Below are 25,699 nucleotides of genomic sequence, written 5' to 3' on the forward strand. Positions count from 1 at the left end.
AAGCAAGCCTTGAAACCATGCCGCTTTGCCACATATAAGAACCATCTGAAATCTAGCAAATAAAAGGAAAAAAATCATGGGTAGAATTATCGGTATCGATCTGGGAACCACGAATTCCTGCGTTTCCATCATGGAAAACGGTCAACCAAAGGTAATCGAAAACGCTGAAGGCGCACGCACGACGCCGTCGATTATTGCTTATCAAGAAGATGGCGAAATTCTCGTCGGCGCGCCAGCGAAACGCCAGGCCGTGACCAATCCGAAAAACACGCTGTACGCAGTCAAGCGTCTGATCGGTCGCAAGTTCGACGAAAAAGAAGTCCAAAAAGACATCGCGCTGATGCCGTACCAAATCATGAAAGCCGACAACGGCGATGCATGGATCGGCGTACGCGACAAAAAACTGGCACCGCCGCAAATTTCGGCTGAAGTCCTGCGCAAGATGAAAAAAACGGCAGAAGACTACCTCGGTGAAGAAGTCACCGAAGCCGTCATCACCGTGCCTGCGTACTTCAACGACTCGCAGCGTCAAGCCACCAAGGATGCCGGCCGTATCGCTGGCCTGGACGTCAAGCGCATCATCAACGAGCCAACCGCGGCAGCGCTGGCATTCGGCCTGGACAAGACCGAAAAAGGCGACCGTAAAATCGCCGTGTATGACCTGGGTGGCGGTACGTTCGACGTGTCGATCATCGAAATCGCGGATGTTGATGGCGAGAAACAATTCGAAGTGCTGTCGACCAACGGCGACACCTTCCTGGGCGGCGAAGACTTCGACCAGCGCGTCATCGATTACATCATCGACGAGTTCAAGAAGATCAACGGCATCGACCTGAAAAAAGATCCGATCGCCCTGCAGCGCATCAAGGCTTCGGCCGAGCGCGCGAAGATCGAATTGTCGTCGTCGCAACAAACCGAGATCAACGAGCCGTACATCGCCATGGCGAACGGCGCACCGGTCCACTTGAACCTGAAGATGACCCGCGCCAAGCTGGAATCGCTGGTGGAAGAGCTGATCACGGCCACGATGGAACCATGCCGCACCGCCATCAAAGATGCTGGCGTGAAAGTGTCGGACATCGATGACATCATCCTGGTCGGCGGCATGACCCGTATGCCGAAGGTGCAGGAAAAAGTGAAGGAATTCTTCGGCAAGGATCCACGCAAGGACGTGAACCCGGACGAAGCCGTCGCCGTGGGCGCAGCGATCCAGGGTTCGGTCCTGTCGGGCGAACGCAAGGACTTGCTGTTGCTGGACGTCACCCCTCTGTCCCTGGGTATCGAAACCCTGGGCGGCGTGATGACCAAGATGATCCACAAAAACACGACGATTCCGACCAAGTTCAGCCAAGTGTTCTCGACGGCCGACGACAACCAGCCTGCGGTGACCATCAAGGTCTTCCAGGGTGAGCGCGAAATCGCCGCCGGCAACAAGGGTCTGGGCGAGTTCAATCTGGAAGGCATCCCGCCAGCATCGCGCGGCACGCCGCAGATCGAAGTGACCTTCGACATCGACGCCAACGGCATTTTGCATGTCGGCGCGAAAGACAAGGCCACCGGCAAGGAAAACAAGATCACGATCAAGGCCAATTCCGGCTTGACCGAGGCTGAAATCCAGAAGATGGTGAAAGACGCCGAGCTGAACGCGGAAGAAGACAAGAAGGTCAAAGAATTGGCCGAGTCGCGCAACCAAGCCGATGCTCTGGTACACTCGACCCGGAAATCCTTGACCGAATACGGCGACAAGCTGGACGCGGGCGAGAAAGAGAAGATCGAAGCGGCGATCACCGACCTGGAAGCAAGCATCAAGGCGGGCGACAAGGCTGAGATCGACGCCAAGGTGGAAGCACTGTCGAGCGCATCGCAGAAACTGGGCGAAAAAATGTATGCCGACATGCAAGCGCAGCAAGCTGCCGGCGGCGCGGAAGGTGCACAGCAAGCTGCTGGCGCATCGGATGCAGGCGCCAAGCAGGACGACGTTGTCGACGCTGACTTCAAGGAAGTCAAAGACAGCAAGTAATTGTCTTGCGCTCCCATGAACTGGGGGCAGCCGGGCTGAACGCTACATCGCGGGATTAGCCGCGAAGACCGGCCGAGCCGAGTCGCTGCGCCTAGCGCAGCACTCGACTCGGCTTTTTCGTGTAATTTTTACATCAGTAGATAGACTGCAAGGTGCCGACAACATGGCAAAGCGTGATTTTTACGAGACACTCGGTGTCGCAAAAAATGCTTCGGAAGAAGAGATCAAAAAGTCTTACCGTAAACTGGCGATGAAATACCATCCGGACCGCAATCCGGATAGCAAGGAATCGGAAGAAAAGTTTAAGGAAGTCAAAGAAGCCTACGAGATGCTGACCAATCCGGAAAAGCGCGAAGCGTATGACCGTTATGGTCACGCCGGCGTGGACCCGAACATGGGCGGCGGTGGCGGCTTCGGCGGCGGTGCGGGCGGCTTTGCCGACAGCTTCGGCGATATCTTCGGCGACATCTTTGGCGGCGGCGGTGGACGCAGCCGCAATGCGGGGCCACAGGTGTACCGTGGCGCCGACTTGCGCTACAACCTGGAAATTACACTGGAGCAAGCTGCTCACGGCTTCGACACGACCATTCGCGTGCCGAGCTGGGACAAGTGCGACACTTGCCATGGCAGCGGCGCCAAGCCGGGTACGTCGCCGACCACTTGCGGTACCTGCGGCGGTCACGGCCAGGTGCGCATGCAGCAGGGCTTCTTCAGCATCCAGCAAACCTGCCCGAAATGCCATGGCAGCGGCAAGGTCATCACCGACCCCTGCACGCCATGCGGCGGCGCCGGTCGCATCAAGCGCAACAAGACGCTGGAAGTCAAGATTCCAGTCGGTATCGACAACGGCATGCGTATCCGTTCGTCCGGCAACGGCGAACCGGGCACGAATGGCGGCCCGTCGGGGGATCTGTATGTGGAAATCCACATCAAGCCGCACGCCGTGTTCCAGCGCGAAGGCGACGACCTGCATTGCGAAATGCCGATCTCGTTCACCAAGGCGGCTTTGGGCGGCGAAATCGAAGTGCCTACCCTGAACGGCAAGGTGTCGTTCACGATCCCGGAAGGCACCCAGTCGGGCAAGACCTTCCGCCTGAAAGGCAAGGGCATTAAGGGCGTGCGTTCCGGTTACGCGGGCGACCTGTTCTGCCACGTGGCCATCGAAACGCCCGTCAAACTGACGGAAAAACAGAAAGACCTGCTGCGCGACTTTGAAAAGTCGACGACCGAGGGCGGTGCCAAGCACAGTCCGCAAAGCAAGACCTGGAAAGACAAGGTCAAGGATTTTTTTGAGTAAGCACACGTAATACCATGCGCCGGGATGCTGAAACATCCCGGCGTTTTTTTCATCACGACTGAAAAATGTGCGCGCATCGCCGGCCTATGGGCGCGATCTGCGGCCAATTCAGTCGTACGCACACAATGGGAGCGATATGACCGAACAGAAAAATGGCCCGGCCCTGGCGGAACTGCTGCAGCGTAACCGCCGCTGGGCCGACTCGATGGTGGCGAAGGACCCGAACTTCTTCAAGAACCTGGAAGCGCAAACCTCGCCCGAATACCTGTGGATCGGCTGTTCCGACAGCCGCGTGCCCGCCAACGAATTGCTGGGCATGGCGCCTGGCGATGTGTTTGTGCACCGTAATATTGCCAACGTGGTCGTGCATTCCGACCTCAATTGCCTGTCCGTCCTGCAATTTGCCGTGGACGTGCTGAAAGTCAAACATATCATCATCGTCGGCCATTACGGCTGCAAGGGCGTGCATGCTGCCATGACGGGCACGCGCATCGGCCTGGTCGACAACTGGCTGCGCCACGTGCAGGACGTGGGCCAGAAGCACGAGCGCTACCTGGGCGACGTGCTGACGAGCCGCCAGCGCGGCGACCGCCTGTGCGAACTGAACGTGGTCGAGCAGGTGTTGAACGTGTGCCAGACCACCGTCGTGCAAGATGCGTGGGAACGGGGCCAGGAACTCAGCGTCCACGGCTGGGTCTACGGCTTGAAGGATGGCTTGCTGAACGACCTCGAAGTGACGGTCGCTGCCGGCCACGAGCTGGCGCCACGCATGGCGACCCGCCTGGCCCGCTACGAAGCAACGGCGTAAAGCGGCGCTGGCGCCGCGCCGCGTCTATGGCGCGGCGCCTTCCAGGCGCTCAAGGTAATCGGCCGCCTCCCGTACGCCTTCCTGCGCCGCCTGGCGCAGCCAGGTTTTGGCCTGGGGAAGGTCCTGCGGCGTGCCCCGGCCTTCGGCCAGCGCCACGCCATAGTGATAGCGCGCCAGCCGCGCATAGGCGGCGTCATCGTTGGTATGGGCCCCGCGCCGCATCAGCGCCGTCGCCTGCGCCAGGTCCCTGGGGACGCCGATGCCCGTTTCATACAGCTGGGCCAGCCAAATCATCGAATACACATCGTTCCAGCGCCGGATGCAGTCTTCAAAGATGGCGACGGCCGCCGCATGGTCGCCCGTCTTGTCGGCCGCATAACCGTACAAACACTTGATGCGCTTGTCGCTGTGCACATAGGCTTTGTAGCTGAGATCGCCTTCATCCTGGCTATCCTGGGCGTGGATGGGAACAGCGAACAGAACGGCGAGCATCAGGGCGTAGGTGCGCATGGTTTTCCTGGTCGATGGTTGAAGATTGGCAGACAAGCAAGTTGCGTGCTAGCTCCCTTTCCGGGCAAAGCCGGTGCCGCTGTGCCATTGCGTGACAGCGTCTGTTGCAGCATGGCGCAACGCGGCGCGCATATCCATAGCAGAAATGCTTCGTTTGCAGGATCGATGCGCAGGCATACAGTGGACTTCCCCAGACTCTAGTCGAGTTCCCATGTCGGCCGTCCTGAAACCCGCGTTTTCTTCCAGCCAGTTCCGTATCGAAACGTTCGACGCGCCGCTCGGCGCGCAAGTGCTGGGGCTGGACCTGGCGCAGCCGTTGTCGCTGGGCGACTTCCAGCGCCTGCACCACGCCCACCTCGACCATCACGTGCTGGTGTTCCGCGACCAGCGCATCACGCCGCAGCAGCAAGTCGATTTCAGCCGCCGCTTCGGCCCCCTGCAAATCCACGTGCTGCGCCAGTTCCAGCTGCCCACGCAGCCGGAGGTGCTGATCATCTCGAACATCGTCGAAGATGGCCAGCCCATCGGTCTGGGTGACGCGGGCCATTTCTGGCATTCCGACCTGTCGTACAAGGAAGTGCCCAGCCTCGGCTCCATGCTGCACGCGCAAGAGTTGCCGGACGAGGGCGGCGATACCGTATTTGCCAACATGCACTTGGCGTGGGAAAGCTTGCCGGCCGCGCTGCGCCACGCCGTGCGCGGCGCTCGCGCCGAGCACAGCTACCTGAACCAGTATGAGGAGTTGCGCCGGCGCAACCCGTGGCGCCCCGCGCTGACGCAGGCGCAGATCGATGAAGTCAAACCCGTGACCCACCCCGTCGTGCGCGTGCATCCGGAAACGGGACGGCGTGCCCTGTTCGTCAGCGAACATTTCACCACGCGCATCGTCGGCTTGCCCGCCGATGAAAGCCGCGCCCTGCTCGACGAACTGTTCGCCCACAGCGTGCGCCCCGAGCATTTATATGTGCACCGCTGGCAGCCGCACGACCTGGTGTTCTGGGACAACCGCTCGCTGATGCATCTGGCGACGGGGTGTCCGCCCGAGCAGCGCCGCAAACTCTACCGCACGACCATCGAAGGCGATGCGCCGTACTGATTTTTGACCGTAGTTGACCAAGGAGTGTCCATGTTGCCGATCTTGACCTTTTCCCGCCGCCTGCTCGCCACCATTGTCGTGCTGTGCATGGCCATGCACATGGCCCGGGCCGAAGGCCAGATCCGCATCGCGGGCCAGCATGGCATCACCTTCTTGCTGCTCAATATTGCGCAGGAACAAAAGCTGATTGAAAAGCATGGCAAGCAGCAGGGCGTCGACGTGAAAGTCGAGTGGATCACCCTGTCCGGCGGCCCCGCCATCAATGACGCTTTGTTGTCGGGCAATATCGATATCGCGGGGGCCGGGTTGGGGCCGCTGCTGACGATCTGGGACCGCACCAAAGGACGGCAGAACGTGCGCGGCGTGGCCTCGCTCGGTAATTTTCCCTACTATTTGATCAGCAACAATCCGAAGGTGAAAACCCTGGCCGACTTGACGGACAAGGACCGCATCGCCTTGCCCGCCGTCTCCGTGTCCGTCCAGGCGAGGATATTGCAGATGGCCGTGGCGAAGCAGTGGGGCGACAAGGAATTTGCCCGTCTCGATAAAATCACGCAAACCCTGCCGCATCCGGATGCGGCGGCGGCCATTATCGCCGGCGGCACGGAGCTGACGGGCCACTTCGGCAATTCGCCGTTCCAGGAACAGGAGCTGGCGCAGAATCCGAACGCCCACATCATCCTGAACTCGTACGACGTGCAGGGCGGGCCCAGCTCGTCGACCCTGCTGTATGCGACGGAAAAGTACCGCAAGGACAATCCGAAGACGTACCGCGCCTTCATCGCCGCCCTGGCCGAAGCGGCGCAGTACGCGAGCAGCAATCCGCAGGGCGCGGCCGACATCTATATCAAGGTGAACAAGAGCAAGGTGGACCGCAATCTGCTGCTGAAAATCTTTGCCAACCCGCAAGTGCAATTCAAGATCGCGCCGCAAAATACCTATGGACTGGCGCAATTTTTGCACCGTGTGAGTGCCATCCGCAACCTGCCTGACAGCTGGCGCGATTACTTCTTTGACGACCCTGCCATCACGCAAGGAGGCTGACATGAACGCGCCCGCTTTTCACCTGGTACGTCCTCCGCTTGCGCTGGAACCCTTGCTCAGTGTCAAACATGTCAGCCTGGAATACCGCACGGAACAGCGTACTGTGCGCGCCACGCATGACGTCAGTTTCGACGTGTTCCGCGGCGACCGTTTCGTGCTGCTGGGGCCGTCGGGCTGCGGCAAGTCGTCCTTGCTGAAAGCCGTGGCCGGCTTCATCGCGCCGCGCGCGGGCAGCATCGCCATGCAGGGCGTTCCTATCAGCAAGCCGGGGCCGGACCGTGTCGTCGTGTTCCAGGAATTCGACCAGTTGCCGCCGTGGAAGACCGTGCTGGAAAACGTCATGTTCCCCTTGCTGGCCAGCAAGCGGCTGGACAAGCTGGCGGCCCGCGAGCGCGCCCATCACTGGATCGCCAAGGTGGGCCTGGCGGGCTTTGAAGATGCCCATCCGCATACCTTGTCGGGCGGCATGAAGCAGCGGGTGGCCATCGCCCGCGCCCTGGCCATGCAGCCGGAAGTGCTGTTGATGGACGAGCCGTTTGCCGCCCTCGATGCCTTGACGCGGCGCAAGATGCAGGAAGAGCTGAGCCGCCTGTGGGAGGAGCTGCGCTTTACCCTCGTCTTCGTCACGCATTCGATCGAGGAAGCGCTGGTCGTGGGCAACCGCATCCTGCTGCTGTCGCCCCATCCGGGCCGGGTGCGCGCCGAACTCAACAGTCATCAGTTCGGCTTGCACAGCGCGGGCAGTGCGGAATTCCAGGCGGCCAGCAGCCGCATCCACGGCTTGCTGTTCGATGAGGAAGTGGTTCCCGTTCAGCAAGCAGGGCCTGTCCAACGGGAGGCCGTATGAACGTGCTGCTGGAGCCGCCCATCCGCCAGGAATTCGTCTATGCGGCATCGCCGCCCGCCGGCGTCACCGTCGAGCGGCCATTGTCGCGCTGGCAGCGCTGGAGCCAGCACGCGCTGTGGCGCAAGGCATTCATTTTGCTCAGCCTGGCCCTGCTGTGGGAAGGGGCGGCGCGCTGGACGCAGAACGATTTATTGCTGCCCAGCTTTATTCAGACGGCGCAGGCGTTTATCGGCGGCATCGCCAACGGAGAATTGCTCACGCGCACGGCCGCGTCCCTCGTCGTCTTGCTGCAAGGCTATGCGGTGGGCGTGCTGGCCGCCTTCGTGCTGACCTTGCTTGCAGTATCGAGCCGTATCGGGCGCGACGTGCTGGAAACCCTGACGGCCATGTTGAATCCCTTGCCGGCGATCGCCCTGCTGCCGCTGGCCCTGCTGTGGTTTGGCCTGGGGCGCGCCAGTTTGATCTTCGTCATCGTCCATTCCGTGATGTGGCCGCTGGCCCTGAACACGTATGCGGGCTTTCAGGGCGTGCCCGAAACCCTGCGCATGGCGGGGCGCAACTACGGGCTGAGCGGCTTGCGGCTGGTGCTGCACATCCTCGTGCCGGGCGCCTTGCCGTCCATCGTCTCGGGTCTGAAGATAGGCTGGGCGTTCGCCTGGCGCACCCTGATCGCGGCCGAGCTGGTGTTCGGCACGACGTCGGGGCAGGGCGGCCTGGGCTGGTACATCTTCCAGAACCGCAACGAGCTGTACACGGACAAGGTGTTTGCCGGCCTGGCAGCCGTCATCGTCATCGGTTTAATCGTGGAAAACATCGGCTTTCGCACCCTGGAGCGCGTCACCTTGAAACGCTGGGGCATGCAGCGGTAGTGATCTCACCATAATTATTTCAAGATCTTGCGTGCCGCCGCGATGATGTGCCGCGACAGCTGCTCCATGCGCGGCGACTGCACCTTCCACGTGTGCCAGTACAGGGCCACGTCGGCCGGCGTCTTGGGCGTGAGCATTTCCACCAGCTCGCCATCCGTGTTCGCCTTCAGCAGCAATTCCGGCACCATGCCGTAGCCGAGGCCGTAGCGGATGGCGTTGAAGTGCGAGGTGGCGCCCGGCACGTAATGGCAGGGGTAGGCGCCTTCGGGCAAGCCCAGCGCCTCTTGCAGGAACGACGATTGCAGGGTGTCCTTGCGCGTGTAGGCGACCACGGGCGCCGTGCGCGCCGCCTTGCGCGTCAGCCCGTGCGCAAACCACTGCTGGCGGAACGCTTGTGTGGCCACCAGCCAGTAGCGCATCACGCCCAGCGGCTCGGCCGTGCAGCCGCGCATGGCTTTGGCTTCCGTGCTGATGCAGCCGATGGCCATGCCCGTCTCCAGCAAGGTGTAGGTGTGGTCCTGGTCTTCCACGGTCAGGTCCAGCAGCACGCGCTCGCGTATCAGTACCTCGGACAGGGCGGGAAAGAACCAGGTGCCCATCGAGTCCGCGTTCAGCGCCAGCACCAGGGTCAGCGGGGCATCCTGCTGCACCGCCAGTTCCGCCTGCAAGTCCGCTTCCAGCAGCTTGGCTCGCTTCAGATACTGCATCAGGCGCTGGCCCATGCGCGTGGCGCGCGCGGGACGGCTGCGCACGATCAGCGCATTGCCCAGCTGGCTTTCCAGCGCCCGCACGCGCTGCGAAATGGCCGGCGACGTCAGATGCAGCCGCAACGCGGCCTGCTCGAAACTGCCCGTTTCGACGACGGCGCGGAACGCTTCCGTGTGTTTGGGATTGAGATCCATGACCACTGCCTAACATAAGAAAAATTTATCAATACTAAATAATACTTACTTTTTATAAGGATGGGTGTGTTGCAGTGCACAATGCCTCTTTGATGGAGCGCCGCGCGCGGCCTCCTGGCAGCAAGGGAATACCACCATGGAAGCACAAGCGAACGACCACCCCCCCCGCAAGCCGCAGTCTAAGCTGGCGCGCAAGCTGAAATTCGGCCTGGGATTGACCCTGGGCCTGGGCTTGTCCGCAGCCCTCGCGGGCGGCTGGTGGCTGCGCCAGGCATGGCGGGACTTGCCGGCCGTCGAGCACCTGGCCCAGTACAAGCCCGCGCTGCCGCTGCGCATTTTCTCCAGCGAAGGCGAGCTGCTGGCCGAGTACGGCGAAGAGCGCCGCGAGTTCCTGCCGTTGAAGGAGATCCCGCTGCGCATGCGCCAGGCCCTGCTGGCCATCGAGGATGCCCGCTTCTACGAGCATGGTGCCGTGGATTTTTACGGCTTGACGCGCGCCACCCTGGCCAACGTCGTCACGGGCCACCATGCGCAGGGCGCCAGCACCATCACCATGCAGGTGGCGCGCGACTTTTTCCTGTCGCGCGAAAAGACCGTGCAGCGCAAGCTGACGGAGATGCTGCTCGCCTACAAGCTGGAACAGCACTACGGCAAGGACAAGCTGCTGGAGCTGTACATGAACCAGATCTACCTGGGCGAACGCTCCTACGGTTTTTCCGCCGCCTCGAACATCTATTTCGACAAGCCGCTGGCCGAGGTCAGCATCGCCGAAGCGGCCATGCTGGCCGGCCTGCCGAAGGCGCCGTCGGCCTACAACCCCGTCGCCAATCCGCAGCGCGCCACCGTGCGCCAGCATTACATCCTGCAGCGCATGCGCGAACTCGGTTACATCACGCCGGCCGAATACGACGCCGCCGTGGCGGAAAAACTGGCCCTGAACAAGGACCGCAACAGCTCCGTGCACGCGGCCGCGTATGCGGTCGAGGAAGCGCGTCAGCTGATCCTGCAAAGCTACCCGGAAGGCGCCTACAGCATGGGCCTGGACGTGACGACCACCATCCGCATGGCGCCGCAGCGCGCGGCCGACAAGTCGCTGCGCGATGGCTTGCTGAACGCGCAGGCGCGGCGCGGCTATCGCGGCCCGGAAGCGCGCCTGACCGCCTCCGCAGACAGCGTGGCGCGCCAGCTGGCCGCCTACCCCGACAGCGGCGAACTGCGCGCCGCGCTGGTGCGCAAGGTCGAGACGAGCGGCAAGCGTCAGCTGACGGCGCAGCTGCGCAATGGCGACGAGATCGTGCTGACGGCATCGGATGCGCGCCTGGGCGGCAAGCTGCAGTGGGATGGCAAGCGCGCCATCGTCGAGGGCAGCGTCATCCGCGTGGTGCACGACGCGGCGAAAAACCGCTGGCTGGTGAGCCAGCTGCCCGAGATGGAAGGCGCGCTCATTTCCGTCGAGGCGCACAGCGGCGAAATCGTCGCCATGGCGGGCGGCTTCGATTTTTACCGCAACCACTACAACCACGCCATGCAGGCCTACCGCCAGCCCGGTTCCAGTTTCAAGCCTTTCGTGTATTCGGCGGCGCTGGAAAAGGGCTATTTTCCCGGCACGGCCGTGGACGATACGCAGCGCTTGCTGCTGCCGCGGGAGACGGGCGCGCAGCCGTGGCGCCCGCGCAATTACGGCAACAACTATGAAGGCTTCATCAGCGTGCGGCGCGGCCTGGTGCGCTCGAAAAACCTGGTGGCCGTCAGCCTGATGCAGGCGGCCGGCCCCGGCTACGTGCAGCACTACGCCACGCGCTTCGGCTTCGAGGGCGCGCGCAATCCCGTCTCCCTGCCGCTGGCGCTGGGCGCGGGCGCCGTCACGCCGCTGCAGCTGGCGCAATCGTATGCCGTGTTTGCCAACGGCGGCGTGCAGATGCCGCCCAAGCTGATCAAGGAAGTGCGCAGCCGCAGCGGCGCGGTGCTGTTTTCCGACGCGGCGCCGCGCGCCAAGGGCACGCCGGCACCGGGCACGCAGGTGATCTCCACGCGCAACGCCTACGTCATGGACAGCATGCTGCGCGACGTCGTCAAGAGCGGCACGGGACGCGGCGCGCTGGCGCTGGGACGCGGCGACGCGGCCGGCAAGACGGGCACCTCGAACAATGCGTACGACGCCTGGTTCGCCGGCTATTCCTCGGGGCTCGTGTCCGTCGTCTGGCTCGGCTACGACCAGCCCAAGAGCCTGGGCAACGCCACCGGAGGGACGCTGGCGCTGCCCGTCTGGCGCGATTACATGCAGGTGGCCGTGCAGGGCCGCCGCGAACAGGTGCTGGCCGAACCGCCTGGCCTGGCCCTGCTCGATGGCGACTACGTGTATGCCGAATACCTGGCTGGCGACTGCCTGAAGGATAACTTCGCCTTTATCCACAGCAGCGTCGGCTGCGGCAGCGGCGCTGCCGATACGCGCATGGCGCACGGTGAAGCTGGCACTGGCGGCGATGGCGGCTCCGGCACGGGCACGAATGAAGCACGCACCCTGAGCGAAGCGCGCGAACGCGAACAAATTCTCAAATCATTTTCGGAAGAGTAAGACCATGCTGTTATATACGATTTACCTGGTGGCGATTGTCGCCGAAGCGATGTCCGGCGCCATCATGGGCATGCGGCGCGGCATGGACTTGTTCGGCATCTGCATGATCGGCACCGTCACGGCGCTGGGCGGCGGCACCGTGCGCGACGTGCTGCTGGGGCACTATCCGCTGGGCTGGATCGCGCATCCCGAGTACCTGCTGTTTACCATCGGCGCGGCCGTCGTCACCGCCTTTGTCGCGCGCTACCTGCACCATCTGCGCGCCATTTTCCTGCTGGTCGATGGCCTGGGCCTGGTGGCGTTTTGCGTGATCGGCTGCGACATCGCCATGTCGGCCAAGATGCACCCGGCCATCGTCGTGCTGGCGGGGATGATCACGGGCGTCTTCGGCGGCCTGCTGCGCGATATCCTGTGCAACCAGATTCCCCTGGTGCTGCAGCGCGAAGTGTATGCCACCGTGGCCCTGTTCACGGGCGCCCTGTATGTCGGCCTGCTGCACTTCAAGGTCGACAGCTCGGTGGCGCAGCTGGCGTCCATCGGCGCGGGCTTTTTGTTCCGTTTCCTGGCGTTGCATTTCGAGTGGCGCCTGCCGAATTTCAACGGCGACCGCATACGGGGTTTTGAGTAAGGTGGCAGCCGCGTGAATATTTTTGCGCGTCTTTAACCCTTTTTTCTGGGCTGCTGCGTTTCATGTTGGACACCCCAGCCAACCGGAGAAGAAGCGATGTCCAGCGCCCTCAAGATCACCTTGATACTGTCCCTGCTGCTGTCGGCAGGCAGCCACGCCGCCGGCACGGCGCCGCGCAAGACCCTGGCGCCATTCGCCAGCGAGCAAGCCTTGAGCGCCTACCTGCAGCAACTGCAGGCGCGCCAGGCGGCGCTGCAAAGGGAGCAGCAGAAACTGCAGCGCGCCACGGCGCAGTACGCGGCGACGGCGCCCGCACCGCCGCCAGCGCCAGCGCCCATGGTGGCGAAAGCGGCGCCGGCGGCGCCGGCAGAGGCGGCCGAATCGGTCACCAATGTGCAGACGGTTGGCGTGGACGAAGGCGGCATCGTCAAGCTGCACGGCAAGCACCTGGTGATGCTCCGGCGCGGCAAGCTGTTTACCGTGCAGGTGGGCGGCAATGCCCTGCAGCCGGTCGCCTCGCTCGATGCGTTCGCGCCGGGCAGCGACCCGTCCGGCAGCTGGTATGACGAAATGCTGATCGATGGCGACACGGTGGTGGTGATCGGCTACAGCTACAGCCGTGGCGGCACGGAGATCGGCCTGTTCGACATCGGTGCGGATGGCAAGCTGGCCTACCGCGCCACGTATCATTTGCGCTCCAACGATTATTATTCCTCGCGCAATTACGCCAGCCGCCTGATCGGCGGCAAGCTGGTGTTCTATTCGCCCCTGTCGCTGAACCTGCGCCGGGGCGACCCGTTCGGCGGCTTTCCCGCGCTGCGCCGCTGGCGTCCCGACGCCGTGCCGTCCGACTTCAAGCGCATCGCGCCGGCCACGCGCATCTACCGCACCGATGACGAACCCGAACCAGGCGCAGGCCTGACCCTGCATACGGTCACCGTGTGCAACCTGGCGCAGCGCGACATGCGCTGCGAAGCGACCGCCGTGATGGGGCCGCAGGGGCGCGTGTTCTATGTATCGGGCGAATCCGTTTTCGTGTGGACCACGCGCCGGGGCAGCGACTCGGGCGTGTTCCGCATTCCCCTTGACGGCTCGGCGCCCAGCGCCCTGAAGGTGGCGGGGGCGCCCGTCGACCAGTTCTCGTTCCTGGAAAGCGTGGATGGCCACCTGAACGTCCTGCTGCGCGCCGAGGGCCAGGGCGACGCCATGTGGGATGGCGCAAAAGGGCGTGGCGACATGGCCTTGCTGCGCGTGCCATTGGCCACGTTTTCCGATGGCCGCGACAGCGCGCCGGCCAGCAGCTACAAGGCGCTGCCCGGTGGCGGCGGCTATGGCCTGCAGAACCGCTACGTGGGGCCGTATCTGTTGTATGGCAATCCGGGCAACGCGGGACGCCGCAAGGCCGATCAGGCCTGGCCGCGCCAGCCCCTGTATGCCGTGCGCTGGGCCGATGCGGGCGGCGTGCAAGCCTTGTCCCTGCCGCATGGCGTGGAGCGCATCGAGGCGCTGGGCAATGACGCCGTGGTGATCGGCGCGCAGGGCAGGGATCTGCACTTCAGCACCATCGGCCTGGGGGCGCAGGCGGCGGTCGCCACGCGCTACATCCGCGCCGACGCGGCGCAGGGCGAGTCGCGCAGCCACGGCTTTTTCTACAAGCCGCAAACGGCCAGCGAGGGCTTGATCGGCCTGCCCATCCTGGGCGCGGACGAGCGGCCTGGCCTCAACAAGTCGGCCGCCTCCGTCCTGTATCTGCGCAACAGCGGCTTGCGGTTGACGGAACTGGGTGCGCTGGCCGCGCGGCCTGGCCAGGCGCCGGACGACGGCTGCCGCGCGTCCTGCGTGGACTGGTACGGCAACGCGCGCCCGCTGTTCCTGCAGGGCCGGGTATTCGCCCTGCTCGGCTATGAACTGGTGGAAGGGGCGCTCAGGGATGGACAGATCCGCGAAGTACGCCGCGTCAGCTATGCGCCCATCGCGTCCACTGTACGCTGAAGGCGCAGGGAAATTGTCGCCGCCGCGTAGTTCGGCTACACTGGTCCGCATGCCCGATACCTTACTGACCGCGACGGATGAAGAACTGATGCTGCGCTACAGCGCCGGCGACCTGCCGTCGTTTCGCGAGCTGTACCGGCGCCACAGCCAGGGACTGTACCGCTTCGTGGCCTGGCGTTCGCCGCGCCGCGCGTGGGTGGACGAGATCGTCCAGGATGCGTGGGCCAGCCTGCATGCGGCACGCGCCGGCTACCAGCCGCAGGCGGCGTTTCGCACCTATCTGTACCAGATCGCGCGCAACCGCCTGATCGACCTCCTGCGCCAGCGGGAAGGACAGGAGCACGGCGACGCGGGCGAACTGGCGGACGAGGGCTCCTCGCCGCCGCAGTCGCTGGAGCAGAAACAGCAGCACGCGCGGCTGCATGCGGCCATCGCCGCGCTGCCGGCGGAGCAAAGGGAAGCGCTGGTGCTGCAGCAGTTCAGCGGCATGAGCATCCTCGAAATCGCCGCGGTGACGGGGGCGGAAGCGGAAACCGTCAAGAGCCGGCTGCGCTACGCCATGCAGAAATTGCGCGCGGGCTTGGACAGCGCCGCTGGCGCGGGAGGACAGGCATGAATACGCACAATCACGACGAACCGAATGACGAGGAATTGAACGCGCTGCTGGCCAGCCTGCCGCAGCCCGCGCCTTCCAGCGCGCTCGATGCGGCCATCCTGGCCGACGCTGAAAAAGCATTGGTAAAACCCGTCGCCGCGAACGACGGCGCCGATGGCGTGCTGCGCACCTTGCCCGCCAAGAAATCGCCCGATTACCTGCAGCGCTGGCGCGTTCCGCTGGGGCTGGCCGCCGCCGTGCTGCTGACGGTAAACCTCATCGGCGTGGACTGGTTCGGCTCGAAGCCGGCGCAATTTCCCGTAGTCGGGGAACCGCTCACGCGGGAGGTGATGCGGGAAGCCGCACCGGCCCCTGCCCCTGCGACTGAGTCCGCGCCACCGCCGCCGGCGCCGCGCGCCATGGCCAAGGCGGCACCGAGGCCGCTAGCGCAGGCCGAGCCAGTACCCGCGCACGTGTCAGTACCCCTGCCTCCGCCAGCACCGCCGCCCCCTCCGGCCCCGGCAATGCGTGAGGCGATGGAGCAGCAAGCCGCCATGCAGGCTGAAGCCGGCCTGCAGCGCCAGGCGCCGGCGCAGCGCGCGCTGGCCATGCCCGCGCCCGTGGCGGCCCGCTCCGCGCCGCTGCCGCCGCCCGCAAAGCTCGACGCCTCCGTGTGGCTGGTGAAGATCGACGCCCTGCTCAAGGCGGGCGAGGGTGCCCTGGCGCACGAGGAGTGGACGGCGTTCCGGCAGGCGTATCCCGACTATCCGGTGGCCGAGGAGCTGCGGCAGCGGCTGGAAAAAATACCGAAGTAGCGCTTTACACGATCCCCTTCCTGCGCTCCCACACGGCGCTGCCGACGAAAATGGCGGCGCACACCCACATCACGGCCGGCAGGGCGTTTACGCCGGCTGATTGCATCAGGACGCCCGTCAGCAGGGGACCGCCGCCGCTGGTGATACCCCAGGTGGCGTTGACGATGGCGCTGGCGCTGGTCAGCGACAGCCCCGTGAAACGCTCGCCGCATGCCACCAGCGCCAGCATGTAGATGCCGCCCGCCGCCGCGCCCAGCAACAGCAGCAGGGTCCACCACAGCCATGGCGTGCCGACGGCAAACGGCAGCAGCGGCAGCAGCAGGCAGACGGCCACGCCGCAGCCCGCGTGCACCCTGGCGCGGCCGAAGCGGTCGGCCATCCAGCCCAGCGCGAATTGCAGGCCCGTGTCGCCCACCAGCACCACGGTGGCCGACAGCAGGGCCAGGTCCGTGCCGATGCCGTGCTCCATCGCATACAGCGGCAGCAAGCTCAATGCCAGCGTGTCGAACAGGGCGAAGAAGGCGGCGCCCAGCACGATCATCGGCATGCGCGGCAGGATCAGGGTCCACTGCACGCCGTGTTCTTGCGGCTCCTTTTCCGGGCCGCTGTTCGAGATCAGCATCAGGCCCGGCACGGCCAGCAAGAACAGCAGGCCGCAGGCGGCGAAACTCCACGCAATCTTGTCGTTGAAGAGGGCCACGAGGGCGGGACCGATCAGCTGGAAGAAAGTAAAACTGGTGGTGTACATGGCCACCACGCGGCCGCGCGAATTATCGGGCGCCAGGCGGTTGACCCACGCTTCGCCGATGGTAAACAGCACGCCCATGGCGCCGCCGAAGAGGAAGCGCAGCACGCTCCACGCCAGCAGGTGGTCGCTGAACTGCATGGCGATCGTCGCCAGCGAGGCTACCCAGACGGCGCCCAGCATGGTGGCGCGCGCGCCGAAACGCCCCACCCAGCCCGAGACGAACGGCGAGGCGGCCAGGATGCCGAGGGCGCTGACGGCCGTGATCATGCCGATGATGTCCGTGCCCACGCCGCGCTGGTGCAGGGTCAGGGCGGTGAGCGGCATGGTGGCGCCCAGGCCCAGTCCCACCACGCCGATGCTGACCACGAGGGCGAAGAAGTCGCGCCACGGCATGTGCTTCATGGCTGCCCCCGCACGGTGAAAAAGGTGTTCGGGAAGGCTGGAAAACGGTGTGGATGCATGGGAAAGTAGGCAACTGTGCCTGCGGCGCTGGTGTTTGGCGCCGGACGGGCATATGATGATTTAAATAAAGGCAATATTGCAAAGCCGTAGTGTAGGCGATATGCGCCGCCGCTGGCCACGTCCATCGGTGTGGCCGCCTCTACCGGCTCTGCTGTACAGTGAAGCGAGCGGCAGCGCTGTCATGGCGCTGTCATTGGATCGTCATGCCAGCGAGGTAGCACCATGCGCCGTCCCATCGTTCTCGTTCCCGCCTGCCAGCGCCAACTGGGCAGCCACGCCTGGCACATGGCGCAGGATAAGTATCTGCACGCCGTGCTGCGCGGCGCCGGCTGCATGCCGCTGCTGCTGCCCGCGCTGGGCGCCGATGCCGACCTGGAAGCGGCGCTGCTGGTCGCCGACGGCGTCATGCTGACCGGTTCCGCTTCGAACGTCGATGCGCGCCTGTATGGCGAAGAGATACTGCATCCCGACCTGCCGCAGGACCCCGCGCGCGACGCCACCACCTTGCCCCTGATCCGCGCCGCGCTGGCGCGCCAGCTGCCGCTGCTGGCCATCTGCCGCGGCTTCCAGGAAGTCAACGTGGCCCTGGGCGGCAGCCTGCACCAGGCCGTGCACGCGGTGTCGGGCATGCAGGACCACCGCGAGAACGTGCTCGATCCCCTGGCGCGCCAGTACGCGCCCGCGCACCGCATCAAGCTGATGCCCGATGGCGTGCTGTCGCGGCTGCTGGGCGGCGAGAGCGAAATGATGGTCAATTCCCTGCATGGCCAGGGCATCGCCCGGCTGGCCGATGGCTTGCTGGTGGAAGCGCTGGCCGACGACGGCCTGGTGGAGGCGTACACGGTGGCCAGCGCCGCCGGTTTTGCCCTGGCCGTGCAATGGCACCCGGAATGGCAGGTGGAAGACAATCCGCAGTCGATGCGGCTGTTCGACGCCTTTGGCCAGGCTTGCCGCGATTTCCAGGAGCAGCACAGAAAGACAGAATGACAGGCGCACCGCCCGCAGTACGCGGTGTTTGATCAAGACCAGCGAGAGGGAAACATGGCAATACGCGAAAATTTCACCTATACGGATATGGATTTGTGGCTCAATGAAAAGCGCGTCACGGAAATCGAATGCCTGGTACCCGACTTGACGGGCGTGGCGCGGGGGAAGATCCTGCCGCGCGGGAAATTCACCCAGGAGCGCGGCATGCGCATCCCGGAGGCGGTACTGGGCATGACGGTGACGGGCAATTATCCTGTCGACGATGGCGGCTATGACCGCGCCATTTCCAGCACCGACCGCGACATGATTTTAAAGGCCGATCCCACCACCATCACCATGGTGCCCTGGGCTACGGACCCCACCGCGCAAGTCATCCACGACTGCTATTTTGCCGATGGCGCGCTGGTCGATTTTGCTCCCCGCTCCGTGCTAAGGCGCGTGCTGAAACTGTATGCGGACAAGGGCTGGAAACCCGTGGTGGCGCCGGAGCTGGAGTTCTATCTGACGGCGAAGAACACGGACCCCGACTTGCCCTTGAAACCGCCCATCGGACGCAGTGGCCGGGCCGAGACGAGCCGCCAGGTGTACAGCATCGACGCCGTCAACGAATTCGACCCGCTGTTCGAGGATATCTACGATTACTGCGAACTGATGAACCTTGACGTCGATACCCTGATCCACGAAATCGGCGCGGGGCAGATGGAAATCAACTTCCTGCACGGCGATCCGCTGGGCCTGGCCGACAAGGTCTTCTTCTTCAAGCGCACCCTGCGCGAAGCCGCGTTAAAACACGATATGTACGCCACCTTCATGGCCAAGCCCATGGCGGGCGAACCGGGTTCCGCCATGCACGTGCACCAGAGCGTGACGGATGCGAAGACGGGCCTGAACATCTTCAGCAACGAGGACGGTTCGGCCGCGCCCATCTTCAAGCATTACATCGCGGGCTTGCAGCGCTACATGCCGTCGGCCATGGCCATCGTCGCGCCCTACGTGAACTCCTACCGCCGCATCGTGCGCCACACGGCCGCGCCGATCAACATCCAGTGGGGCCTGGACAACCGCACGGTGGGCTTCCGCGTGCCCGAGTCGGGCGTGCAGGACCGCCGCGTGGAAAACCGCATCATCGGCGCCGACGCGAATCCCTACCTGGCCCTGGCCGTCACCCTGGCCTGCGGCTACCTGGGCATGACGGAGCAGCTGGAAGCGACGCCGATGATGGTCGGCAGCGCCTACGACATGAAGTTCGAGCTGCCGCAAGGCTTGCCCGAAGCCCTGCAGTTGCTGCGCGCGGAAGACAAGCTGCGCACGGTGCTGGGCGAACGCTTCATCGACGTGTATGCGGCCATCAAGGATCTGGAGCACCAGGAATTCATGACCGTCATCAGTCCGTGGGAGCGCGAACATCTCTTGCTGCACGTATAAAGGAGCACCTATGAGCACATCCAATAATCCGCTGGCGCCGAGCGCCGCTTTTGTAGCCTCCGTGGCGCAGAAAAACGCGGCGCCGCAAGTCTACGATACGGCCGCCATCCAGAAAATGGACTCGGCCCACTACCTGCATCCGTTCACCGATTTCCAGGACCTGGCAAGCAAGGGCGCCAGGGTGATGGTGCGCGGCGACGGCGTCTACCTGTGGGATAGCCAGGGCAAGAAGATCGTCGACGGCATGTCGGGCCTGTGGTGCGTCAACGTGGGCTATGGCCGCACGTCGATCTCGCAAGCTGTGTACCGGCAAATGGAGACGCTGCCCTTCTATAACAGCTTCTTTGGCACGACGAACGTGCCGGCCGCGCAGCTGGCGGCCAAGCTGGCGCAGATATCGCCGCCGCAGTTCCAGCATGTGTTCTTCACCAGTTCCGGCTCGGAAGGCAACGACACGAATGTGCGCATGGTGCGCCGCTACTGGGATATCCTCGGCTACAAGGAGCGCCACACCATCATCAGCCGCCACAACGCGTATCACGGCAGCACGGTGGCGGGGGCGTCGCTGGGCGGCATGGACGGCATGCATGCGCAGGGCGGCTTGCCGATACCGGGCATCGCGCATATCGGCCAGCCCAATTACCTGGAGTCGGGCCACGGCTTGACTCCGGAAGCCTTCGGCCTGAAGGCGGCTGGCTGGCTGGAAGACAAGATCCTCGAAATCGGCGCCGACAAGGTTGCCGCCTTCATCGGCGAACCGGTGCAGGGCGCCGGCGGCGTCATCATCCCGCCCTCCACCTACTGGCCCGAAATCCAGCGCATCTGCGACAAGTACGGCATCTTGCTCATCGCCGATGAAGTCATCTGCGGCTTCGGCCGCCTGGGGCGCTGGTTCGGCTCCGAGCTGTTCGGCATCAAGCCCGACCTGATTACCTTTGCCAAGGGCGTCACCTCGGGCTACGTGCCCCTGGGCGGCGTGCTGGTGGGCGACAGGGTGGCCAAGGTATTGATCGAGCGGGGCGGCGAATTCACGCATGGTTTCACGTATTCCGGTCACCCCGTCGCCTGCGCGGCCGCGCTGGAAAACATCCGCATCATCGAGGAAGAGCAGCTGGTGGCCAAGGTGGCCGACGACACGGGACCGTACCTGAAGCAGTGCTTCGCCAGCCTGGGCGAGCATCCGCTGGTCGGTTACGCGGACAGCTGCGGCCTGGTCGCGGGCCTGAACCTGGTGCGCCGCAAGGGCGCCACCGTGCACGACAACGAGCTGTTCGACGAGGGCCAGGGCGTGGGCATGATCTGCCGCGGCCATATGTTCGACAACGGCGTCATCATGCGCGCCGTGGGCGAACGCATGATCGTCGCCCCGCCCCTGGTCATGACGCGCGCGCAGATCGATGAGATGGTGGCGCTGATACGGCTGTGCCTGGACAAGACGTTTGACGAGGTGAAGGCGAAGGGCTGGGTGTAGGTTTTTGCTCCATTTTGCCGCCATCTGCGTATTTTTTGGACCGCAATGGCGGCAGTTCCGCTAAACTTCCATCCTGGCCGCTCCTGTAGTGGCCAGTTTTTCATTTTGACACCCTCTTACCCAGAAGCTACCCACACATGACGATAGCAACCCCTGCCGCGTCGGCCAGCGACGCCCAAGCGCCTTTCTTGCTGATTGATCAGCTGGTCAAGGAATTCGATGGCGTGCGCGCCGTCGATGGTATTTCCGTGACGATCAACAAGGGCGAGATCTTTGCCCTGCTGGGCAGTTCAGGTTGCGGCAAGTCGACCCTGCTGCGCATGCTGGCCGGCTTCGAGACGCCGACCTCGGGGCGCATCGCCCTGGCGGGCAGCAGCATCGTCGACGTGCCGCCGCACCAGCGGCCCATCAACATGATGTTCCAGTCGTACGCGCTGTTCCCCCATTTGTCCGTATGGGACAACATCGCCTTCGGCCTGCGCCGCGACGGCTTGCCGAAAGCGGAAGTGGCGGCGCGGGTCGAGCAGATGCTGGCGCTGGTGCAGCTGGGGCAGTATGCGAAGCGCAAGCCGCACCAGCTGTCGGGCGGGCAGCAGCAGCGCGTGGCGCTGGCGCGCAGCCTGGCCAAGCGGCCGCAATTGCTGCTGCTCGACGAGCCGCTGGGCGCGCTGGATAAAAAACTGCGCGAACGCACGCAGATGGAACTGGTCAACATCATCGAGCAGGTAGGCGTGACGTGCGTAATGGTCACGCACGACCAGGACGAGGCGATGAGCATGGCCACGCGCATCGCCGTCATGAGCGAAGGGCGCATCCTGCAGGTGGGCGCGCCGGGCGAAATCTACGAGACGCCCAATTGCCGCTTCGTCGCCGACTTCATCGGCAGCGTCAACCTGTTCGACGGCCGCATTACGGAAGACGAACCCGATCACGTGGTCATCGACACGCCCGATGGCCGCCACTATGTCGCGCATGGCATCACGGGCAACCTGGGCATGGACGTGTCGGTGGCCGTGCGCCCCGAAAAGATCGGCATCCAGATCGCGCCGCCCGCCTTGGACGAGCGCGCGTCACCAAAGGAACACGGCTACAACTGCGCCCAGGGCGTGATCGTCGCCATGGCGTATTTTGGCAATGAAACCAGCTACCACGTGCGCCTCGACAGCGGTACGGTGGTGAAAGTCTCGCGCACCAACGCGGCCCGCCACGACGCCGCGCGCCTCGAGCGCGAACAGCGCGTGTGGGTGTGGTGGGATGGCGCCGACATCGTCGTGCTGACCAGCTGAGGCCATCATGACGTCCATTCTGCAATCGCTGCGCAAGCTCGTCGCCCTGCGTTGGGTCACTGGGCGCACCGCCGTCATCGCCGTGCCCGCGCTGTTCCTGACGGCCGCCTTTCTGGTGCCCTTCCTGATCGTGCTGCGCATCAGCCTGTCCGACATGGATACGGCGGGCAGCCCGTTCGGCGGCTTGCTGTCGTACGTCGACGGCATCGTCGTGCTGAAGGTGAAAATCGCCAACTACCTGTTCATCGCCGCCGACGAACTGTATCTGCTCACCTACCTCAGTTCCATCAAATACGCGGCCATCACCACGGCCATTTGCCTGTTCATCGGCTACCCGTTCGCCTACTTCATGGCGCGCGCCAGGCCATCGATCCGCCCCGTGCTGATGATGCTGGTGATGCTGCCGTTCTGGACTTCGTTCCTGCTGCGCGTGTATGCGTGGAAGGGCATCCTGGCCAACCACGGCTTGCTCAACGATCTCTTGATCGCGCTGGGCGTGGTGAGCGAACCGCTGCACATGATGAACACCTCGTTTTCGCTGGTGGTCGGCATGGTGTATGCCTATCTGCCGTTCATGATCCTGCCCCTGTACGCCAATCTGGTCAAAATGGACGTGCGCTTCCTGGAAGCGGCTGCCGACCTGGGCGCCACGCCCTTGCAGGCGTTCTGGCGCATCACCGTGCCCCTGTCGAAGTCGGGCATCATCGCCGGCGCCATGCTGGTGTTCATTCCGTCCGTCGGCGAATACGTGATTCCCGAGCTGCTGGGCGGTCCGGAAACCCTGATGATCGGCAGAGTGCTGTGGGATGAATATTTCACCAATAACGACTGGGCCATGGCTTCATCCGTGACGGTGCTGGTGATCCTGCTGATCCTCGTGCCGATGGCCATTTTTAACAAATACAAGACCGACCAGGACGCGGAGGAGCGCACATGAACGGACGTACCTTCCTGCAGCGCTGGTTCGGGCGCGGCTGGCTCTCGCTGGGCTATCTGTTCCTGTACCTGCCCATCATCGTGCTGATCGTCTTCTCGTTCAACAGCTCGCGCCAGGACATGGTGTGGAGCGGCTTTTCGCTGCGCTGGTACAGCGAGTTGATGAGCGATGCGGAAATCATCTCGGGCTTCGGTTTATCCCTGAAGATCGCCTTCATGTCGGCGACGTCTTCCGTCATCCTCGGTACCTTCGCCGCTTTTGCCTTGACCAGCTACCAGCGCTTCCGCGGCCGCACGGTGTTTTCCGCCATGGTCAGCGCGCCCTTGGTGATGCCGGAAGTGATCATCGGCCTGTCGCTGCTGCTGATGCTGGTGTCCATGCAAAAGGTCTTCGGTTTTCCCGAGCGGGGCGTGCTGACCATCTGGCTCGGTCACACCCTGCTGGGCATGGCGTATGCGGCCGTGGTGGTGCAATCGCGCCTGCAGGAAATGAGCAAGTCGCTGGCGGAAGCGGCCATGGACCTCGGTTGCCGCGCGCACCAGGTGTTCTTCCTCGTAACCCTGCCGAACATCACGCAGGCATTGGCCTCGGCCTGGCTGCTGACGTTTACCCTGTCGCTGGACGACGTGGTGCTGTCCGCTTTCCTGTCCGGTCCCGGTTCGACGACGATGCCGCTGGTGATCTTCTCGCGCGCGCGTCTGGGGCTCGACCCGCGCGTCAATGCGATCGCCGCGCTGACGATCCTCGTCGTGACGCTCGCCGTGATCGCGTATGCCGTGATGCTGGCGCGCGCCGACCGCAGACGCCGCAAGCAGATGTCCGCGGCGTATTCGGCGGACCAGGAGTAAGCTGCTTGTAAACTGACACAGGAGACGACCATGACGGAAAACACCAGCTGGCACGCACGGGCCGCAGAGATCAAGATCGATGGCCGCGCTGTCATCAACGGCGAACGGGTCGCGGCCAGGTCCGGCCAGACTTTCGACAATCTGTCGCCCATCGACGGACGTCTGCTGGGGCAGGTGGCCCGCTGCGACGGCGCCGACGTGGAGGCGGCCGTGCAGGCCGCGCGCGCCGCCTTTGACGACCGCCGCTGGGCCGGTAAATCGCCGGCGCAGCGCAAGCGGATATTGATCAAGTTCGCCGACCTGGTGCAGAAATACGGTCCCGAACTGGCCCTGCTGGAAACCCTGGACATGGGTAAACCGATCAAGTACAGCCAGAGCGTGGACGTGGGCGCCACGGCCAACTGCCTGCGCTGGTACGGCGAGGCGATCGACAAGGTCTACGATGAAATCGCGCCGACACCCGCCAACAGCCTGGCCCTGATCACGCGCGAACCGGTGGGCGTCGTCGCCGCCATCGTGCCGTGGAACTACCCGATGATCATGGCCGCCTGGAAGATCGCGCCCGCCCTCGCGGCCGGCAACAGCGTGATATTGAAGCCGTCTGAAAAATCGCCATTGACGGCGCTGCGCCTGGCCGACATCGCGCTCGAAGCGGGCGTGCCGGCGGGCGTGTTCAACGTGCTGCCCGGCTACGGCAACGAGGCCGGCGCCGCGCTGGCGCTGCACATGGACGTCGATTGCATTGGCTTTACGGGGTCCACGCGCACGGGGAAACTGATCGTGCAGATGGCGGGCCAGTCGAATCTGAAACGGGCGTGGACGGAACTGGGCGGCAAGTCCGCCAACATCGTGTGCGCCGATTGCCCGGACCTGGACAAGGCCGTGGCGGCCGCCGTTGGCTCCATTTTCTTCAACCAGGGCGAAAGCTGCAATGCGCCATCGCGCCTGTTCGTGGAAGAATCGATCAGGGAAGAATTTGTCGCCAAGGCGCTGGCCATGCTGCCGCGCTTCCAGCCAGGCGACCCGCTCGACGAAGCCACCGTCATGGGCGCCATCGTCGACGCCACGCAGATGCAGACGGTGATGGGCTATATCGCGGCCGGCAAGAGCGAAGGCGCGCAGCTGCTCGGCGGCGGCGAGGCCGTGCGCCTTGATACGGGCGGCTACTACGTGCAGCCCACCATCTTCGGCGTGGACGCCGGCATGACGATCGCGCGCGAAGAGATTTTCGGGCCGGTGCTGTCCGTGTTGGGCTTTACGGATATCGCTGAAGCCATCCAACAGGCAAATGCCACGCCCTACGGCTTGCAGGCGGCCGTGTGGACCTCGGACATCACCAAGGCCATCCAGACGGCGCGCGCCCTGCGCGCCGGCACCGTGCACGTCAACCAGTACGACGGCGACGACATCACCGTGCCGTTCGGCGGCTACAAGCAGTCGGGCAACGGGCGTGACAAGTCGCTGCACGCGCTGGACAAGTACACGGAGCTGAAGACGACGTGGATACAGGTGGGATAGGGATTTGCGCCTGCGGTGT

At 64.1% G+C, this 25,699-nt stretch carries 22 protein-coding genes; 19 read left to right on the forward strand and 3 right to left on the reverse strand.

The genetic code is table 11. The features are described 5' to 3' along the window. The first annotated feature begins 76 nt into the window (after positions 1-76). From dnaK to can, 3 genes are all read left to right on the forward strand, one after another. Entirely contained in the window at positions 77-2,020 is a 1,944-nt protein-coding gene (dnaK, locus tag AC0V2Y_RS18940) for a molecular chaperone DnaK (protein WP_070290878.1), read from the forward strand. Between the two features lie 163 nt (positions 2,021-2,183). Next, positions 2,184-3,317, forward strand: a complete 1,134-nt coding sequence (gene dnaJ / locus AC0V2Y_RS18945; protein ID WP_071075292.1) for a molecular chaperone DnaJ — start codon at positions 2,184-2,186, stop codon at positions 3,315-3,317. A 136-nt stretch (positions 3,318-3,453) separates the two neighbouring features. After that, positions 3,454-4,125 carry a carbonate dehydratase gene (gene can, locus AC0V2Y_RS18950; protein ID WP_475417529.1) on the forward strand — a complete coding sequence of 224 codons (672 nt, stop codon included), beginning with the start codon at positions 3,454-3,456 and terminating at the stop codon, positions 4,123-4,125. A gap of 24 nt (positions 4,126-4,149) precedes the next feature. On the opposite strand, the gene AC0V2Y_RS18955 is transcribed toward can, so the two are convergent. Next, positions 4,150-4,635, reverse strand: coding sequence for a tetratricopeptide repeat protein (locus tag AC0V2Y_RS18955; protein ID WP_475417528.1), 486 nt, complete (start codon positions 4,633-4,635; stop codon positions 4,150-4,152). Between the two features lie 211 nt (positions 4,636-4,846). Between AC0V2Y_RS18955 and AC0V2Y_RS18960 the strand changes: the two genes are divergently transcribed. From AC0V2Y_RS18960 to AC0V2Y_RS18975, 4 genes are read left to right on the forward strand one after another with little or no spacing between them, the layout of a single operon-like run. Then, entirely contained in the window at positions 4,847-5,731 is an 885-nt protein-coding gene (locus AC0V2Y_RS18960) for a TauD/TfdA dioxygenase family protein (protein ID WP_475417527.1), read from the forward strand. A gap of 30 nt (positions 5,732-5,761) precedes the next feature. Further along, entirely contained in the window at positions 5,762-6,775 is a 1,014-nt protein-coding gene (locus AC0V2Y_RS18965) for an ABC transporter substrate-binding protein (RefSeq protein WP_475417526.1), read from the forward strand. Between the two features lies 1 nt (position 6,776). Then, positions 6,777-7,622, forward strand: a complete 846-nt coding sequence (locus AC0V2Y_RS18970) for an ABC transporter ATP-binding protein (protein ID WP_475417525.1) — start codon at positions 6,777-6,779, stop codon at positions 7,620-7,622. Further along, positions 7,619-8,491: an ABC transporter permease gene (locus tag AC0V2Y_RS18975; RefSeq protein ID WP_475417524.1), complete on the forward strand. Its 873-nt coding sequence runs from the start codon at positions 7,619-7,621 to the stop codon at positions 8,489-8,491. The genes AC0V2Y_RS18970 and AC0V2Y_RS18975 overlap by 4 nt, the downstream gene beginning before the upstream one ends. A gap of 14 nt (positions 8,492-8,505) precedes the next feature. Here AC0V2Y_RS18975 and AC0V2Y_RS18980 read toward each other — a convergent pair whose 3' ends face one another. Continuing rightward, positions 8,506-9,399 (reverse strand): HTH-type transcriptional regulator ArgP, encoded by an 894-nt coding sequence (locus AC0V2Y_RS18980; protein WP_475417523.1) that lies wholly within the window; start codon positions 9,397-9,399, stop codon positions 8,506-8,508. Positions 9,400-9,529: 130 nt separating this feature from the next. Here AC0V2Y_RS18980 and AC0V2Y_RS18985 point away from each other — a divergent pair, with 130 nt between their 5' ends. The 5 genes from AC0V2Y_RS18985 (at position 9,530) to AC0V2Y_RS19005 (ending at position 15,998) form a co-directional block, all read left to right on the forward strand. Then, positions 9,530-11,968 carry a penicillin-binding protein 1A gene (locus AC0V2Y_RS18985; RefSeq protein ID WP_475417522.1) on the forward strand — a complete coding sequence of 813 codons (2,439 nt, stop codon included), beginning with the start codon at positions 9,530-9,532 and terminating at the stop codon, positions 11,966-11,968. A gap of 4 nt (positions 11,969-11,972) precedes the next feature. Further along, the gene (locus tag AC0V2Y_RS18990) at positions 11,973-12,596 is read left to right on the forward strand and encodes a trimeric intracellular cation channel family protein (protein ID WP_071075300.1); all 624 of its coding nucleotides are present in this window, start codon (positions 11,973-11,975) and stop codon (positions 12,594-12,596) included. A gap of 96 nt (positions 12,597-12,692) precedes the next feature. Then, entirely contained in the window at positions 12,693-14,588 is a 1,896-nt protein-coding gene (locus AC0V2Y_RS18995; protein WP_475417521.1) for a beta-propeller domain-containing protein, read from the forward strand. A gap of 49 nt (positions 14,589-14,637) precedes the next feature. Continuing rightward, positions 14,638-15,204, forward strand: a complete 567-nt coding sequence (locus tag AC0V2Y_RS19000; protein ID WP_475417520.1) for a sigma-70 family RNA polymerase sigma factor — start codon at positions 14,638-14,640, stop codon at positions 15,202-15,204. Next, positions 15,201-15,998 carry a hypothetical protein gene (locus AC0V2Y_RS19005; protein ID WP_475417519.1) on the forward strand — a complete coding sequence of 266 codons (798 nt, stop codon included), beginning with the start codon at positions 15,201-15,203 and terminating at the stop codon, positions 15,996-15,998. Before AC0V2Y_RS19000 ends, AC0V2Y_RS19005 begins: the two co-directional genes overlap by 4 nt. 4 nt (positions 15,999-16,002) lie before the next feature. Here AC0V2Y_RS19005 and AC0V2Y_RS19010 read toward each other — a convergent pair whose 3' ends face one another. After that, positions 16,003-17,148, reverse strand: coding sequence for an MFS transporter (locus tag AC0V2Y_RS19010; protein ID WP_475417518.1), 1,146 nt, complete (start codon positions 17,146-17,148; stop codon positions 16,003-16,005). A gap of 282 nt (positions 17,149-17,430) precedes the next feature. On the opposite strand from AC0V2Y_RS19010, the gene AC0V2Y_RS19015 reads away from it, so the two are divergent. From AC0V2Y_RS19015 to AC0V2Y_RS19045, 7 genes are all read left to right on the forward strand, one after another. After that, positions 17,431-18,195 (forward strand): gamma-glutamyl-gamma-aminobutyrate hydrolase family protein, encoded by a 765-nt coding sequence (locus AC0V2Y_RS19015; RefSeq protein WP_475417517.1) that lies wholly within the window; start codon positions 17,431-17,433, stop codon positions 18,193-18,195. Positions 18,196-18,249: 54 nt separating this feature from the next. Next, the gene (locus AC0V2Y_RS19020) at positions 18,250-19,620 is read left to right on the forward strand and encodes a glutamine synthetase family protein (protein ID WP_076565894.1); all 1,371 of its coding nucleotides are present in this window, start codon (positions 18,250-18,252) and stop codon (positions 19,618-19,620) included. A 10-nt stretch (positions 19,621-19,630) separates the two neighbouring features. Then, positions 19,631-21,091, forward strand: a complete 1,461-nt coding sequence (locus tag AC0V2Y_RS19025) for an aspartate aminotransferase family protein (protein WP_475417516.1) — start codon at positions 19,631-19,633, stop codon at positions 21,089-21,091. 137 nt (positions 21,092-21,228) lie between these two features. Beyond that, entirely contained in the window at positions 21,229-22,377 is a 1,149-nt protein-coding gene (locus AC0V2Y_RS19030) for an ABC transporter ATP-binding protein (RefSeq protein ID WP_475417515.1), read from the forward strand. A gap of 7 nt (positions 22,378-22,384) precedes the next feature. Further along, a complete protein-coding gene (locus tag AC0V2Y_RS19035; RefSeq protein WP_475417514.1) occupies positions 22,385-23,314 on the forward strand; it encodes an ABC transporter permease subunit in 930 nt (309 codons plus the stop codon). Next, complete coding sequence (locus AC0V2Y_RS19040; protein WP_436499988.1) at positions 23,311-24,162, forward strand: ABC transporter permease; 852 nt, start codon at positions 23,311-23,313, stop codon at positions 24,160-24,162. The genes AC0V2Y_RS19035 and AC0V2Y_RS19040 overlap by 4 nt, the downstream gene beginning before the upstream one ends. Before the next feature lie 30 nt (positions 24,163-24,192). Beyond that, entirely contained in the window at positions 24,193-25,680 is a 1,488-nt protein-coding gene (locus AC0V2Y_RS19045; protein ID WP_475417513.1) for an aldehyde dehydrogenase, read from the forward strand. Positions 25,681-25,699 lie beyond the last annotated feature (19 nt).

The organism is Janthinobacterium sp. BHSEK, from assembly GCF_056174685.1.